Annotated in this window: 11 protein-coding genes; 2 read left to right on the top strand and 9 right to left on the bottom strand. The window is 68.4% G+C overall.

Annotation, left to right across the window (positions count from 1 at the left end; genetic code table 11):
- Window positions 1-11: 11 nt before the first annotated feature.
- Window positions 12-788 (bottom strand): enoyl-CoA hydratase-related protein, encoded by a 777-nt coding sequence (locus ACJ8AT_RS01890; RefSeq protein WP_407735791.1) that lies wholly within the window; start codon window positions 786-788, stop codon window positions 12-14.
- Between the two features lie 102 nt (window positions 789-890).
- Between ACJ8AT_RS01890 and ACJ8AT_RS01885 the strand changes: the two genes are divergently transcribed.
- The gene (locus ACJ8AT_RS01885) at window positions 891-2,834 is read left to right on the top strand and encodes a TIM44-like domain-containing protein (protein ID WP_407735790.1); all 1,944 of its coding nucleotides are present in this window, start codon (window positions 891-893) and stop codon (window positions 2,832-2,834) included.
- A 10-nt stretch (window positions 2,835-2,844) separates the two neighbouring features.
- On the opposite strand, the gene ACJ8AT_RS01880 is transcribed toward ACJ8AT_RS01885, so the two are convergent.
- The 8 genes from ACJ8AT_RS01880 to ACJ8AT_RS01845 form a co-directional block, all read right to left on the bottom strand.
- On the bottom strand, window positions 2,845-5,271 hold the full coding sequence (locus ACJ8AT_RS01880) for a collagen binding domain-containing protein (RefSeq protein ID WP_407735789.1): 2,427 nt from the start codon (window positions 5,269-5,271) through the stop codon (window positions 2,845-2,847).
- 73 nt (window positions 5,272-5,344) lie between these two features.
- Window positions 5,345-6,283, bottom strand: a complete 939-nt coding sequence (locus ACJ8AT_RS01875) for a hydroxymethylglutaryl-CoA lyase (RefSeq protein WP_407735788.1) — start codon at window positions 6,281-6,283, stop codon at window positions 5,345-5,347.
- Between the two features lie 5 nt (window positions 6,284-6,288).
- On the bottom strand, window positions 6,289-6,693 hold the full coding sequence (locus ACJ8AT_RS01870) for a cobalamin B12-binding domain-containing protein (protein WP_407735787.1): 405 nt from the start codon (window positions 6,691-6,693) through the stop codon (window positions 6,289-6,291).
- Entirely contained in the window at window positions 6,686-7,414 is a 729-nt protein-coding gene (locus ACJ8AT_RS01865; protein WP_407735786.1) for a class I SAM-dependent methyltransferase, read from the bottom strand. The genes ACJ8AT_RS01870 and ACJ8AT_RS01865 overlap by 8 nt, the downstream gene beginning before the upstream one ends.
- 29 nt (window positions 7,415-7,443) lie before the next feature.
- Window positions 7,444-9,327 (bottom strand): methylmalonyl-CoA mutase, encoded by a 1,884-nt coding sequence (locus tag ACJ8AT_RS01860; RefSeq protein WP_407735785.1) that lies wholly within the window; start codon window positions 9,325-9,327, stop codon window positions 7,444-7,446.
- 55 nt (window positions 9,328-9,382) lie between these two features.
- On the bottom strand, window positions 9,383-10,576 hold the full coding sequence (locus tag ACJ8AT_RS01855; protein WP_407735784.1) for an aminotransferase class I/II-fold pyridoxal phosphate-dependent enzyme: 1,194 nt from the start codon (window positions 10,574-10,576) through the stop codon (window positions 9,383-9,385).
- A 45-nt stretch (window positions 10,577-10,621) separates the two neighbouring features.
- Entirely contained in the window at window positions 10,622-11,578 is a 957-nt protein-coding gene (locus tag ACJ8AT_RS01850; RefSeq protein ID WP_407735783.1) for a phosphatase PAP2 family protein, read from the bottom strand.
- Window positions 11,575-14,079, bottom strand: a complete 2,505-nt coding sequence (locus ACJ8AT_RS01845; protein WP_407735782.1) for an efflux RND transporter permease subunit — start codon at window positions 14,077-14,079, stop codon at window positions 11,575-11,577. The genes ACJ8AT_RS01850 and ACJ8AT_RS01845 overlap by 4 nt, the downstream gene beginning before the upstream one ends.
- A gap of 301 nt (window positions 14,080-14,380) precedes the next feature.
- Here ACJ8AT_RS01845 and ACJ8AT_RS01840 point away from each other — a divergent pair, with 301 nt between their 5' ends.
- Window positions 14,381-15,931, top strand: coding sequence for an aminotransferase class I/II-fold pyridoxal phosphate-dependent enzyme (locus tag ACJ8AT_RS01840; protein ID WP_407735781.1), 1,551 nt, complete (start codon window positions 14,381-14,383; stop codon window positions 15,929-15,931).
- Window positions 15,932-15,936: the final 5 nt, after the last annotated feature.

The raw sequence follows: 15,936 nt of genomic DNA, 5'->3' as shown, positions 1-15,936 counted from the left end.
GTTTTCAGGGCTCAGCGTCCCTTGTAGACGGGCGGCCGCTTCTCCGCGAAGGCGCGCAGGCCCTCGAGCCGATCCTCCGTCTTCAGCACTTCCTCGTACTTGCGCAGCTCCAGCGCCAGCGCGGCGTCCAGCTCCAGCCCCAGGCCCTCGTTGATGGCGTGCTTGGCGGTGGACACGGCGATGGGCGCGTTCTCGACAATCGCCTCCGCCAGCGAGAAGGCCGTCTCCAACAGGTGGCCCTCCGGCGCCAGCCGGTTCACCAGCCCCACGCCGAAGGCCTCGGCCGCGTTGATGCGCCGGCCGGTGAGGATGAGATCCTTGGCCCGCCCCGGACCGATCAGCCGCGCGAGCCGCTGGGTGCCTCCGCCTCCGGGGATGATGCCGAGCTTCACCTCCGTGAGCCCCAGCTCCGCCGCTGGCGCCGCCACCCGGAGATCGCACGCCAGCGCCAGCTCGGTGCCGCCTCCGAAGGCCGCTCCGTTGACGGCGGCGATGAAGGTACAGTCGCTCTTCTCGATGGCGCGGAACGTCTGCCGCAGCCCGTCGAGGAAGGCGCGCACCTCGGGCTCGCTCATGGTGGCGCGCTCCTTGAGATCCGCGCCCGCGCAGAAGGCCTTGTCCCCGGCCCCGGTGATGATGACGGCTCGGACGTGACGCCCGGTGGAGACGCGCCCTACCATCTCGCCCAATTCCCGGAGCATGGCCCGGCTGATGGCATTGCGACGGTCTGCCCCGTCGATGGTCCAGATCTCGATGGCTCCGCGGGCGTCGACCTTGAATTCCTTCATGTGCTCTCCCCTTCCAGGCCCTGTGCTGGGCCGCCGCTGACCGGGGGAGCCTGCGGCGTTGACGCGCACCTGGCAAGGTCGAAGCGGTTAGAGTGAATAGGTATGCGCACCGCGTCGAGACGCCTGCTCCGCCTGGCCCCCTGGGGACTGTTCCTCGTGGCCCTGGTCCCGCTCGTGGCCCTGGCCCGCGCGGGCGGTGGAGAACACTACTCCCGGGGTAGCGGGGACAATGACGGGGGCGGCGGGGACATTGGCGAGCTGCTCTACATCGTCTTCCGCCTGCTCGAGCTGGTGATCCGTTACCCGAAGATCGGTGTCCCGCTGCTCGTCATCTGCTGTGTCGCCTACTACCTCTACCAGCGGAACCTGCACCCCACGGGCGCTACCCAGCGCGCCATCGAGCGCCGGGAGGCCGAGCAGCGCACCCAGGTCTCCGAGCAGGACGTCCAGAGCTGGGTCCAGTCCCTGAAGAGCAAGGATCCACAGTTCGAGCTGGAGGCCCTCTTCAACAAGGTGCGCCAGCTCTTTCCCGCGCTTCAGGAGGCCTGGTTCCAGCGGGAGCTCACCCCTGTCCGCCCGTTCCTCTCGGATGCCACGTACCAGCGCTTCAACGTGCAGCTCCAGCTCATGGCGGCCCAGGGCGTGCGGGACGCGATCGCCAACGTGCGGCTGCGGGGCCTGCAGCTCATCGGGATCGAGCAGAGCCCGTGGTTCGACAGCGTCCACATCCGCGTGCGAGCCGAGATGCGCGACACGGACGTGCCCGCGAGCTTCTCGGATGAGCAGGCCCGGGCCGCGGCCAGCAAAGCCTCCCCCGAGCCCTTCACGGAGGTATGGACCTTCGTGCGCAAGCCCGGCGCGCAGACGCGGATTGGCCAGGATCTCTACCAGGGCAAGTGCCCCAACTGCGGTGCTCCCTATAAAGGAGGCGCCGCCAACACCTGCGAGTACTGCAACGCCATCGTCAACTCGGGCAACTACGACTGGACGCTCTCGGAGATCACCCAGGGCATCGAGTTCAACCGCTACCTATCCAACGTGAGCGGCCTGCGCGAGGCGCGCGAGGCGGATCCGGCGCTCAACCTGGAGGTCCTCGAGGATCGCGCCTCGCTGGTGTTCTGGAAATGGATCGACGCGCAGAGCCGCGCCGACGCGAACCGGCTGGCCCAGGTGGCCACCTCGGAGATGGTCTCCCAGGTGGGGCAGGAAGTGGAGTCGCTCGGCAAGCAGGGCCAGCGCCGCGCCATCCTGGAGTGTGCCGTGGGCGCCGTCACCACCCGGGCCTTCGAGATCCACCCCGAGGGCTATGACATGGCCCACGTGGAGATCCGCTGGAGCGCGCGGATGGGCGTGGGGCCCGCGAACAAGCGGCCGCCGGAGCTGCCCACGGTGCCCCAGCGCTGGGTCTTCACGCTCACGCGCAAGCACGGGGCGAAGACGAACACCTCCAACGGCATGTCCACGGATCGCTGCCCGCAGTGCAACGCGCCCCTGACCAGCAGCGGCTCCAGCACCTGTGACTTCTGCGGGGCGCGGCTGGGCTCGGGCGAGCAGGACTGGGTGCTGGCGTTCGCCTTCCTCTCGGAGACGTGGGAGGTACGCGAGCGTCAGCGGCGGCTCTCCGGCACGGCGATTCCCTCCCCTGCCCGCCCGGTGAGCCCCGCGGAGGCTCCTGTCGCGGCCATGGCGGGTACGGGGATGGATGACGTCCTGGATGTGCACGAGCGCGAGCGGCTCCTCTATATGATGGCGGCCATCGCCGCGGCGGACGGGGTGGTGGATGCCTCGGAGCGCAAGCTCCTGAAGCTGTGCGCCACCCGCTGGAACATCCCCTGGCAGAACGTGGAGATGGCGCTCAACTCCGGCTCCCAGCTCTTCACCAAGCTCCTCTCCCGAGGCAGCCCCGAGGCCTCCGTGTTCCTGAGACACCTCGTGCAGATGGCGCTCGTGGACGGGCGCGTGGACCGCAAGGAGCGCCGGATGCTCGAGGCCGCCGCCGCGCACCTGGACCTGCTGCCCCAGCTCGAGTCGATGCTCCGCAAGTAGGGAGGAGCGCTCAAGGGCTGAGCACGATGGTGCCCAAGTCCTCGATCTCCACTCCGTCCGCGAACTCGGGCGCCGTGCGCCGCACCGTCTGGAGGCCTGGAGCGGACAGCTCGAGCTGCTCCACGCCGGGCTGATGGATGAGCAGGGAGATCTCTCCGTCCTCCCTGCGCACCTCGCGCCCGTTCAGCCGGAACTGCGTCACGGGCGAGCCATCCACGTGGACGACCCGGCCCGTGACGAAGACATCCCTGCCGACGACAATGCGGACCTCCCGCCCATCGTTCTTCACGCGGACACAGCTCGGGTTCCCGGAGTCCTCATGTACCGTCGCCAGGGGCGTGAACCCCTCTCTCTGGACGCAGACGTCGAACTGATCGCCAGAGGCCTCCTGGAAGCTGAACCGGCCCTCGGCATCCGTCTCCACACAGAGCTGCGGAACTCTGCTGCACCGGTAGGGATTGAGGCTCCTCGGCGCGGACATGAGCTGCACGGGGATCTTGGCCAGGGGCCGCCCGCGCCAGTCCACCGTCACCCCTGACAAACGGCGGCCCGTCTCCAAGCGCAGCTGGACCCGAGCCTCCCGCTTCCCATCCATCTCCACCTCCTGGGACGCGTGACGGACGATCTCTCCCAGGGACAGCTCGGCGACCACGACATAGCGGCCAGGGTTGGAGACCGGCAGTGAGAACCGGCCCCGGCCATTCGTAGAGCCCTGCTCGATCCGCCACTCCTCCGGGGCAGCCCCCTCGGGCCAGAGGCCCACTTCAATCTGCGGCAGGGGCGTGCCTTCCCCGTCGACGACCTCGCCTTCCAGACGGAGCAGCCGCTCCACAACGATCCGAAGCGGCTCGCAGGGGACGGTGACTTTCAACTCCAAGGGGTGGACCCGCTCCCCCAGCACCTTCAGCTGGAACGTCCCAGGTTCAGGGACCGCCAGGGAGAAGTGCCCCTCTGCTCCAGTCGCCTCCACATCTTCTCCCCCGTCCTCCGAGGCGGTTGAGCGCAGCTCCACGAGCTCGTCCGCCACGGGCAAGCCAGCCGAGTCCACCAGCACGCCTTCGACGATGATCGCTCGCGGCAGCGTGAAGTCCCAGGCCGTCACGCCGGCTGCCAACTTCCGAGCTTCCTCTTTCTGCCCCCGATATCCCGGAGCGCTGGCTTGGAGATCGTACGTGCCAGGGCGCAACGGCCCGAGGTGATATCGCCCCTCCTCGTTCGTGGTCACGCTCTGCATGATCCACGACTCCTCCTCTGGCTCCAGCGAAGTCTCCTGCTCTTCGGTCCGCTGCTCCGGGCCCTCGGGCTCCAGGTGCTCCGAGACCTCGACGTCCGCCTTGCCCAGAGGCTGGTGGTTCTCGCCGCGAACCACGCCCTCGAGAAAGACGGCGGGCCGCAGCTCCAGGGTGATGCCCGACTCTCCGTCGAGATGCTCCAGATCGACGCTCTTCAAGGCCCCATACCCCGAGTGCCTCGCGCTGAGCGCGTAGCGCTCCGGAGCCAGTCCCGCCAACGAGAAGCGCCCCTGCCCATCCGTGGTGGCCGAGACCTCCTGTCCGAAATCATCCGTGGCACGGACCTCCGCCCCCGCCACCGGCTCGTTCGAGAGCAGGACGCGGCCCTGGAGGCTGCGGGGCCGGAAGAGCTGGAGGTTCCGCTTCACCTCGGGCGTGTACGCCACGAGTGGCTCGGGAGAACCCAGCAAGCCCTCCTTCGTGACGACGAGCACGAACGAGCCCAATGGCAGGGGCCCGAGCTGGTAGTGGCCCGTGGCGTCGGTCAGCGCCTCGAAGAAACGGCTGTGCTCCACGAAGACGGCGGTCACGAGCGCCCCGGGGACGGGAGCCTTCACGTCATCGGTCACGGTGCCCGACAACCGAAGCCCCACGCCCAGGCGCAGCTCCACCGAAGCGGAGCCGGCGAGCACCTCGGGCCGGAACCCCGCGCCTTCCGGACTCTCCACCCACAGCGCGTATGTCCCCGCCTCCAGGCCCGAGAGCGTGAAGGTTCCATCCTCGGCGGTGACGGTCTCGGCTCGCACGAGCGCCTCTCCGTGCCGCGCCTCTACCCACTGTTGGATCTGCTGCTGATGGGGCCGTCCGAGGGTGACGCAATCGAGCAGGCTTCGCTCCGAGCGCCTGTCACACGCAAGGGTCGAGAGCGTCTCCGCCGGCACGGCCACGGAGGCCAGGACCCGAGCGCCAGGGACGAGTCCCTTCTGCCCTCGCACGGTGCCTTGAATGGCGAGTCGATCGGGCTCCGGAGCGCTGGCCGTGGAAGGCGTCTGCGGCGCGGCCCGGTGCACTCGGGAACTACCGGAGGCAGTGCCGTGCGAAGGCTCGGGGGTGGACTTTCCGACGCCCGTCCACGTCGGGAGGGCCAGCCACGCCACGGCTCCCAGTACCACCAGGCCTACGCCGAGCGCCCACCCACGCCGCATCGAGTTCTCCGTGGGGCTGCGTCCATCCGTGCCCAAGGGCGCGATTCTATCCCAGCTCTTCTCGAGGGGCCGCTCAGGTCTTCGCGCGGCGAGAGGCCCGCTTCTCGCGCTCGCCCAGGGCCGCCTGCAGGTACTTGCCCGCGAGCTTCCGGCCGATGAGCTCCTGGGCCAGCTCCCCCGCCTCCACGAGCTTGTCCAGGTTGATGCCCGTCTCCACGCCCATGCCGTGCAACATGAAGACGGCGTCCTCGGTGGCGAGGTTCCCCGCGGCACCGGGCGCATACGGACAGCCGCCGAGCCCACCAATGCTGGCGTCGAACGTCGTCACCCCCGCGGACAGCCCCACCAGCGAGTTGGCCAGCGCGGTGCCCCGCGTGTCGTGCATGTGCAGCGCCAGCTTCTCCACGGGGATGTACTTCGTCAGCGCCGTGAGGATCTCCTCGGTCTGCCGCGGCGTGCCCACGCCGATCGTGTCTCCCAGGCTGAGCTGGTAGAGGCCCATGTCCACGAGCTGGCGGCAGATGTCCACCACGCGCTCCACCGGGACATGGCCCTCGTAGGGGCAGCCCCACACGGTGGACAGGTAGCCGCGCACGCGCATGCCCGCCTGCCGGGCCGCGGTGGTGACTTCTCTCGAGGTCTCCAGCGCCTCGGCGATCGTCTTGTTGATGTTCTTCTTCGAGTGGGCCTCGGAGGCCGAGATGAAGACAGCGGCCTCCTCCAGGCCGGCCTCGCGCGCTCGGACGAGCCCCTTGAGGTTGGGCACGAGCGCCGAGAACGTGACGCCCTGCCGCTTTCCCACCAGGCGCAGCAGCTCCTCGGCGTCCGCGAGCTGGGGGATCCACTTGGGTGACACGAACGACGTCACCTCGATCCGCTTCTCACCCGAGGCGATCAAGGCCTCGATGAGCCGGGCCTTGTCCTTGGTGGGCAGCGTGCGCAGCTCGTTCTGCAAGCCGTCCCGGGGGCCGACCTCGTACACGTCGACCCGCCGAGGGAGGCTGCCGAACAAGCCGCCTACGCGCGTGCTGGAATGTTCGTTCGAATCCACTGGACGATGTCCTGCGTTGAGCTTCCGGGAGTGAAGATCTCCGTCACCCCCATGCCCTTGAGCTTGGGGATGTCGTCGTCCGGAATGATCCCTCCACCAAAGATTCGGATGTCCTCGGCCTTGCTTTGTTTCAGCAGATCGATGACGGCGGGGAAGAGTGTCATGTGCGCGCCGGACATGATGGACATGCCGATCGCGTCGACGTCCTCCTGGATGGCGGCGTTGACGATCATCTCGGGCGTCTGATGCAGCCCTGTGTAGATGACCTCCATGCCCGCGTCGCGCAAGGCCCGGGCGATGATCTTCGCCCCGCGGTCGTGCCCATCCAGGCCCGGTTTGGCCACCAGAATTCGAAGCTTCCTCTCAGCCATGTCGCAGCTCAGCTCCCACGATGAGGTCGGTCGAGGTGGCTGACAACGGCTCACCCTCCAAGCCGCCGTGCACCCACTTCGTCGTCAGGCCTGTCGCTTCCAACAGTTGGGTCAGTTCCGCAAGGGGATAGTAACGAATGGTGTAAACCCCTGAAAGGACGCGCCCATCTGGAAGTGTGAGTCGCCTTCTCCCGTGGTCCATGCCGGTGTCGGGATCAAACTGGCTCTGCTCCTCCAGGACACTGCCATCCGGGAGGGTGCGCTGGAAGGCGGCGCCTGGCTGTTCGCTGAGGCGCTCATAGGGGACGGTCTGGAAGACCAGGAGCCCGCCGGGCCGCAGGCACCGAGCCACCTCCTGGAGGATGACGCGGTGCTCCGTCTCCGAGAAGGCGAACAGTGTGGAGTACCAGGCATAAGCCCCAGCCAGCGAGCCGGCGTGGAACGGGAGGGCGCGCAGATCGCCCTGGATGGCCTGGAAGCCCGGGAGGCGGTGGGCCAGCGAGTAGGGGTCCAGCTCCAGGCCCACCACCCTGCCCTTCAGCGGCCCCGAGGAGTTGAGCGGAGCGGCGTGGCGCCCATGGCCACAGCCCAGGTCCACCACCGGGCCCGGGAGCGTGAGTCCAGAGAAGGCGCGCTCCAGGTAGGCCACCTCCCGCGCGGTGATCTCCGGCGAGAGGAAGGGCTGGGTGCTGCGCAGGTACAGCTCCCCGAAGAAGCTCATGGGTGGCGCACCCGGAGGCCCGCAGCCGTCTAGAACGCCCCGCCCTCGCGGTAGGCGCCCCAGACCTTGCGGAACACGTCGCAGACCTCGCCCAGCGTGGCGTAGGCCTTCACCGCCTCGAGCACCGGCGGCATCAGGTTGTCCGTGCCGCGCGCCGCCGCCTCCACCTTGGCCAGCGCCGCCTGCACCGCCTCGTTGTTGCGCTCGGCCTTCACCTGCGCCAGCCGCGCCTTCTGCTCCTCCGCCACCTTCTCGTCGATGTGGAGCAGCTCGATCGGCGCGTCCTTGTCCGACTTGAACGCGTTCACTCCCACCAGCAGGCGGTCGCCCTGCTCCACCTCGCGCTGGAAGCGGTAGGCGCTCTCGCCGATCTCCTTCTGCGGGTACTGCTCCTCCACCGCGCGGATGATGCCGCCCATCTCGTCGATGCGGCGGATGTACTCCAGCGCCCGCTTCTCCACCTCGTCCGTGAGGTACTCCACGAAGTAGCTGCCCGCCAGCGGATCCACCACCCGGTCCGCCCCGGACTCGTGCGCGATCAGCTGCTGCGTGCGCAGCGCGATCGTCACCGACTCCTCGGTGGGCAGCGCGTACGTCTCGTCCAGCGAGTTGGTGTGCAGCGACTGCGTGCCGCCCAGCACCGCCGCCATCGCCTGCAGCGCCGTGCGCACCACGTTGTTGTACGGCTGCTGCGCCGTGAGCGACACGCCCGCCGTCTGCGCGTGCGTCTTCAGCTGCCACGAGCGCGGGTTCTTCGCTCCGAACCGGTAGCGCATCACGTTCGCCCAGATGCGGCGCGCGGCGCGGAACTTGGCGATCTCCTCGAAGAAGTCGTTGTGCACGTCCCAGAAGAAGCTGAGCTGCGGGGCGAACGTGTCCACGTCCAGCCCGCGCTTCACGCACTCCTCCACGTAGCCGATGCCGTCCGCCAGCGTGAAGGCCAGCTCCTGCACCGCCGTCGCCCCCGCCTCGCGGATGTGGTAGCCGCTGATGGACACCGGGTACCACTTGGGCATGTGCTTCGTGCAGAACTCGATCATGTCCGTGACGATCCGCACGGCCGGCCGAGGCGCGACGATCCACTCCTTCTGCGCGATGTACTCCTTGAGCATGTCGTTCTGGATGGTGCCCGCCAGCTTCTCCATCGGAACGCCCTGCTTCTCGCCCACCGCGATGTACATGCAGAGCGCCACGATCGCGCTCGCGTTGATCGTCATCGAGGTGGAGACCTTGTCCAGCTGGATCCCGTCGAAGAGGATCTCGAAGTCCTTCAGCGTGGAGATGGCCACGCCCTCCTTGCCCACCTCGCCACGGCTCATGGAGTGGTCCGCGTCGTAGCCCATCAGCGCCGGCATATCGAAGGCCGTGGACAAGCCCATCACGCCGTGGCTGATGAGGTACTTGAAGCGCTTGTTCGTGTCCGCCGGGGTGCCGAAGCCCGCGAACTGGCGCATCGTCCAGAGCCGGCCGCGGTACATGGTGGGCTGCGTGCCGCGGGTGAACGGGAACTGCCCCGGCAGCCCGAGCTTCTCGGCCTGCTCGTCCTTGCGGTCCGCCAGCGTCATCACGTCCGGAATGGGGATCCCCGAGTCCGTGACGAACTGCTTGCGCCGCAGCGGCATCTTCGACGTCACCTGGGCGAGCTCCTCCTTCGCCCACTTCTCCGCCTGCTTCGCCGCGGCCTTCACCGCCGCCGCGTCGTAGCTCTTCAGCGCCGCGACCTTCTTCTTCGGCGCGGCCTTCTTCACCGCGGCCTTGCTGGCCTTGGCCGCCGCCTTGCCCGCCTTGGCCACCTTCTGGGCCACCTTGGCGAGCTTCGAGGGCTTGCGAGCCTTCGGGCTGGCAACGGCCTTCTTCGGAGATTGAGAGGAGACGGAGCGAGCGACGGTCTTCGAAGCGGGGCGCGCAGTCATGGCGCGGGATGTAGCACCCGCTCCCAGGGGTCGCAAGCCGAGTGGCCCGTGGGTGTCAGCGGTGCTTCGCGAGCCCATCACGCAGGCGGCGGACCCCCTCTTCCAGCACTCCGTCCGTCTTGCAAAAAGCGAAGCGGGCGAAGCCCTGGCCCAGGTGCTTGTGCTCGGGGGAATAGAAGACGCTCGGGGGAATGGCCGCCACGCCCACCTGCGTCACCAGGTGCCGGCAGAAGGCCACGTCATCCGCGAAGCCCAGATGGGAGATGTCCGCCAGGATGAAGTAGCTGCCCTCGGGGGCGTGTGAGGGCAAGCCCGCCTCCCTCAGGCCACGCAGCAGCTTCTCCCGGCGCGCCAGGTAGCCCTCCTCCAGCTCCTGGAAGTAGCTGTCCGGCAAGCGCAGCGCCGTGGCCGTGGCCGCCTGCAGCGGCGAGGCCGTGGCGAACGTCACGAACTGGTGGGCCCGCTGCACCGCGTCACGCAGCGGCGGCGGAGCAATCACCCAGCCGATCTTCCACCCCGTGAGGCTGAAGGACTTGCCCATGCTGCTCACGGTGACGGTGCGATCCGCCAGCGAAGCAATGGTGGCCGGGCGCACGTGCCGGGCCGGCGCGAAGACGATGTGCTCGTACACCTCGTCCGAGAGCACCTTCACGTCGTACTTCACGCACAGCTCGCCGATGCGCTCCAGCTCCTCGCGGGTGAACACCTTGCCCGTGGGGTTCTGCGGCGAGTTGATGATGAGCAGCCGCGTGCGCGGGCTGAAGGCCGCCTCCAGCTCGGCCCAATCCATCCACCACTCGGGGTGCGTCGCGTCCGGAGCGCGCAGCGGCACGTAGCGTGCCTTGGCTCCCACGAAGGTGATGTTCGCGTCGTATGAGTCGTAGAAGGGCTCGAAGGCCACCACCTCGTCGCCCGGATCCACCAGCCCGAGGATCACATCCAGGATGGCCTCGGTGGCGCCGCTGGTGACGGTGACCATGGTGTCCGGGTCCACCTTCTGGCCGTAGAAGCGCGCCGCGTGCTCGGCGATGGCCAGGCGCAAGTCCTTGGCGCCCATGCCCATGGCGTACTGGTTGATGCCGTCGCGGATGGCGCGCTGCGCCGCCTCCTTCACGGCCTCGGGGCCGTCGAAGTCCGGGAAGCCCTGGCCCAGGTTCACCGCCCCGTGTTTCTGGGCGAGCGCGCTGAACTCGGAGAAGACCGTGGTGCCGAAGCGGGTGACGCGTTCCGCGGCGTGTGGCCGGCTCATCGTGAGGCTCCTGGCGGCCGGCAATGCGAGACGACACCCGGCGCGCTAGGGACGCACGATAGCGTCCATGGGGACGGAACGCTCGGATGCGTAGGTGCGGCGGCGGCTGCCCACCCGGGAGAAGCTCATGGCCAGCCCCACCACCAGCACCACCAGGGGCAGCACGGCCACCAGGTCCGTGGCGTAGTGGAAGCGCCCCGCCAGCGTCGCCACGATGAGGCCCAGCCCCGGCAGCAGCATGGTCCAGAAGACCCGCCGCGAGAACCGGAACGCGTAGAAGAGCACCAGGAGCGTCGCCCCGGTGTGCCCCGAGGGGAAGCAGTCCCGGATGAAGCCGGGGGTGCGCATCAGCGAGTCCAGGTACGGAGTGATCACCCCTCCGCCGAGCGGCCCCGAGAACGCTCCCAGCAGGAAGAGCCGCGGCCCGATCGCGGGCACGAAGATGTAGGCCGCATACCCCAGCGTGAAGAAGAGGCCGAGCGCCAGCAGGAACTCATCGAACTCCGCGACGCGCTTGTGGAGGTACAGCACCACCCCCAGCACCAGGGCCCAGATGAAGTGGCCGTAGTAGCAGACCATCAGCACGTCCATCAGCCACGGAGGCACCGAGTTCGACACCAGCACCGAGACCTGGAAGCCGAACAGCCGATGCTCCATCTCGGCGAGCCGCCCATCCCTCAGCACCGGGTTGAACGCGTCCACGAGGGGGTTGAGGAACTCGTGGCCCACCAGCGCGACCGGCAGCAGCCAGAAGTCAGCCACCCAGCGCAGCAGCCGCTTCCTCGGCCACGTGGCCTGCAGCATCCGGAGCATCAGCGGCCCCAGCGCCAGCACGGTGAAGCCGGCTGCACAGGGCAGCGCCCTAGGCGCCCAGCGCGCCGGTCCCACGAGCGTCAGTGCGGCGAGCGAGCAGGCGGTGATGAGGACAAGATCTACCTCGCGGAAACGAACCTTCCTTCCGCTGTCGAGCAGCCGCAGGCTCTCGGTGGACCACGGGCTCATGCCGAATTGCGCTCCACGGGTTTCGCGGCAGGCGCACCCTCCGTGCCGATATCGATATTCCGCACCAACGCTCCCTCCCCCTCCCCCTGTCCCTGACGGAGCTTCCAGCGCTCGATGAGCGCCAGCAACGCCGGGAAGAACACAGTCGTCCCCAGGAAGGTGCACACGACTCCCAGGATGGCAATCTGTCCAATGGAGCGCAGCCCCTGGTGGCTGGCGACCAGCAGCGCGCCATAGCCGGCGGCGTTGGACAGCGTGGCCACCACCGCCGCCAGTCCCGTGGTCCGCACCACGAAGCCCAGCGAGCCCGGCCCCTCCTCCTCGTAGCGGTGGAACAGGTGCACGGAGTTGTCCACCGCGATCGCCAGCAGGTTGGGCAGCACCACGGCGTTGATGAAGTTGAGCTGGACGTCGAACAGGTACATGCCGCCCGCAAGGCACACGATGCCCAGAAACAGCGGCCCCGCCACGAGCAGCGCACGCGTGAGGCTGCGCAGGCTGGCGAAGATGGCCAGGAACACCACCAGCGCCGCCGCCGCCAGGATGAACGGGCCGTCCCCGAGCACCATCGCGAAGATGCGCGAGGCGATCCGGTTGCTGTCCAGCACCGACAGATCAATGCCCTTCGCCCGGGCGCCCTCCACCACCTCGTCGAGCTGCGCCGCCCAGCGGTGCAGCTCCCGCGTGTCGTTGTTGCTCACCGAGGGGAACAGCAGCAGGAACGTTCCCTTGCCATCCAGCGCCTCGAAGCGGCGGCGCGCCTCGATCGGCAGCTCGTCGATCCCATAGGGCCTGGCCCCCAGCATGTCCTGGAAGGTCTTCACGCGCGGGTCCTCGAGCAGGGACTGGGGGACCTTGGCCATCAGCTCCCGCAGGTGGGAGAGCTCCGCCTGGCGGTGCTCCACATCCGTGGGGAGCAGATCGACCAGCGACGCGGAGCGCAGGAACACGGAGTCCGCGCCATGCCGGGCCTGGATGCCCGAGATGACCTGCTGCACCGTCCGGGCCTGCTCCAGATTGTCCACCAGCAGGATCGCCGGGTTGAGCGGAGTGCCCAGCTGCTCGGTGATGTGATCGCTCAGGTTCGAGGAAGGCGACTCCCCCTTCAGCTTGCGCATGTCGGTCTCGAAGCGAAGCCGGGGCGCCACGAAGGCCGAGAAGACGGCGAACGCCACCACGCACAGCGCGATCCCCACCACCGCGGACGTGGGCCAGGGGGACCCCGGAGCCTTCTGTGGGCTCGCCCGGGGAGCGCTCGCGGGGGCAGCCTCGGGGGCCTGGGCCTGACGGCGGAAGGGACGGATGCGCTCGGCGATGGAGAGCAGCGCGGGCCCCATACCGTAGGCGGCGAGCACCGCCAGCATCACGCCCACGCCCGCGATCAGCCCGAACTGCTGGAACGCGTGGAACTGCGCCAGCAGCAGCACGAGGAAGGCCGCCGCGTTGGTGATGGCCGAGGTCAACGCGCCGGAGAAGGTGCCTCGCACCGCCTCGGTGAGCGCGCCCCGCACGTCCTGCTGCTCGCGCTCCTCCCAGTACCGCATGGACAGGTGGACGCCGTACTCGATGCCCAGGCCAATGAGGATGGCCACCAGGAAGCCCGTCACCACGTTCAGGTGTCCAATGGCCACCTGCGTGAACGCGAACGTGAGCAGCACGCCCACCATCACCGGCAACCCCACCACCGCCAGCGCCGACACGCGCCGCGTGGCCAGCAGGATGATCACCACCGCCAACACCGCGGACAGGATGCCGGCGTTGGAGAGATCCCTCCGCATCACCGTGTCCTCTTCGATGCGGCTCTGGAAGTTGCCTGTCGCGTCCACCTCCACGCCCGGGTAGCGCTGCGCCACCTGCGCGGCCATGGCCTTCACCTCGTCCACGAACCGGCGCGCGAAGTCCAGATCCGCCGCCGTCCCGCCCGGCTTGATGAGCAGGTACACCTCCTTGCCATCCGCCGAGGCCAGCGTCTCCTTCACCGGAGACTCGGGCAGGTACTGGTGCTGGAGCTCCTCGAAGGTGGGCGGCGCCGGCGTGTCCACCAGCTCCACATAGAGGGGGTTGAGGTGCTGCTGCTCGTAGCTCAGCCGGGCCGAGAGATCCGTGTACAGCGAGTGCAGGCGCTCGGCCGGCATCAACAGCAGGCCGTTGCGGAGAAAGAAGGCCACGTCGAAGTGGTGCTCCACGTAGCGGACATCCGGCAGCTTCTCCAGGCTGCCCTGCAGATCCTGCGCGTAGGCCCGGAGCGTCTCGGGCGAGGCCCCCTGCGCGCGCAGCACCAGGTACCCGTCTCCGCCCGCCTTCTGCGACACGCGCGTCAGATCCTGTACCTCGCGCGCCCCCTCGGGCAGCAGCTCCACGAAGGAGCCACGGAACTCCAACCGCGTCGACAGCAGCCCTCCGCCCAACCCCAGCGCGGCGAAGAACGCCAACACCCACCAGGGCCTCACCAGGGCTGACTGAATGAACCGCTCGAACCACCGCTGTCGCAAACTGTTCACCTCCCACCACCTCGCTGGCATCTGCGGAAAGCAAACTTCTGGCCACAATTCAAGCCAGCCCCCCCTCCCGCTGTTTCTGGGGGCTGAGAGGTGCCTGAGCCGGTGCCGCACCCTGACACCATTGCCATGGTCCTGAAGGTTGGCGCCTTGACAGTCCCGGCAACCCTCTTTATTCACGGCCCCCGCGTCGCCCCTAGGAGGTCGCACGCAGCACCACGGTGCGTCAGGCCGGTACGCGCCCTGGCAACAATGTGCGCCCCAGTCCGCTCCACGATCCCCCGACGCAGACAGAAGGACCACCATGAGCGACGTCTTCGACAAGTGCCGTAACTGGAAGGACTTCCGCATCGCGAAGGCCACAGGCCTCTATCCCTACTTCCGCTCCATCGAGGCCTCCCATGGGGCGACCGAGGTCGAGATCGAGGGCCGCCGCGTCATCATGGTGGGCTCCAACAACTACCTGGGTCTGTCCGCGGACCCCCGGGTGAAGGAAGCGGCCACCAAGGCGGTGGAGAAGTTCGGCACCACGTGCTCCGGCTCGCGCCTGCTCAACGGCACCCTGGCGCTGCACGAGGAGCTCGAGGCGCGCCTGGCCAAGTTCCTCAACCGCGAGGCGGCGCTCGTCATCTCCACCGGCTTCCAGACGAACCTGGCGCTGGCGTCCATCCTCGGCCGGCACGACATCGTCTTCAGCGACAGGCAGAACCACGCCTCGCTGGTGGACGGCATCCGGCTGGGGTTCTCCACCGAGCGCAAGTTCCGCCACAACGACATGGATCACCTGGAGCAGCTGCTGGCGGCGGCCGAGCCCGGCGCGGGCAAGATCATCGTCACCGACGGCGTGTTCTCCATGGAGGGGGATCTCTGCAACCTGCCGCGGATCGTGGAGCTGGCGAAGAAGTACAACGCCCGGGTGATGACGGATGACGCGCACTCCATGGGCGTGCTGGGCGAGAAGGGCCGCGGCGTGCCCGAGTACTTCGGGCTGGAGGCGGACACGGACCTGACGATGGGGACGTTCTCCAAGAGCTTCGCGTCGCTGGGCGGCGTGCTGGCCGGCCCCTTCGAGGTCATCAACTACATCCGCCACAAGGCGCGCTCGGTCATCTTCTCGGCCTCCATGACGCCCGCGTCCATCGCGGCGGCGCTCAAGGCGCTGGAGATCATCGAGACGGAGCCGCAGCGCCGCGCGCGCCTCTTGGACATCGCCGAGAAGATGCACAACGGCTTCCGGGCCATGGGCTTCGACACGGGCGTGTCAGTCACGCCGGTGGTGCCGGTGCACATCGGCGAGCAGGTGAAGTGCTTCCGCTTCTGGAAGGCGCTGCACGAGGCGGGCGTGTTCGCCAACCCCGTGATCCCTCCGGCGGTGGAGGCGGGCCACGCGCTCATCCGCACCAGCTTCATGGCCACGCACACGGACGCGCAGCTGGACCGGGTGCTGGACACCTTCGAGAAGATCGGCCGGCGCATGGACGTGATCCCCGAGACGCGCCCCACCACGTACGAGAAGGTGCAGATCGCCCGGCCGGGCACGGGCGTGCGCGCCAACAAGGCCACCGAGCGGTGGGCGGCCACCTCCGAGGGCAACGGCATGGAGCGCGGCCTCACCCTGGATCAGCTCTCGCGGATGTCCTCGCGCGAGATGGCCGGGAAGCTCTTCGACGCGGTGGAGCACCTCACCTGGCGCGCGGCCAACCTGCAGCCGGCCGATCTGCGCAAGCTGCCCGGCGCCTCCAAGCGCCTGTGGGAGAAGCGCGGCGAGCTCACGGGGCTGCTGCTGGAGAAGGGCGCCAACTTCTTCATGCGCAACGGCCACGACCAGAACACCAACCAGGCCGAAAGGAACTAGGCTCC

The organism is Hyalangium sp. (genome assembly GCF_045802625.1).
Taxonomy (GTDB): Bacteria; Myxococcota; Myxococcia; order Myxococcales; family Myxococcaceae; genus Hyalangium.
Note: the sequence above shows the minus strand (reverse complement) of the source record. Positions and strands in the feature narration are given on the sequence as shown.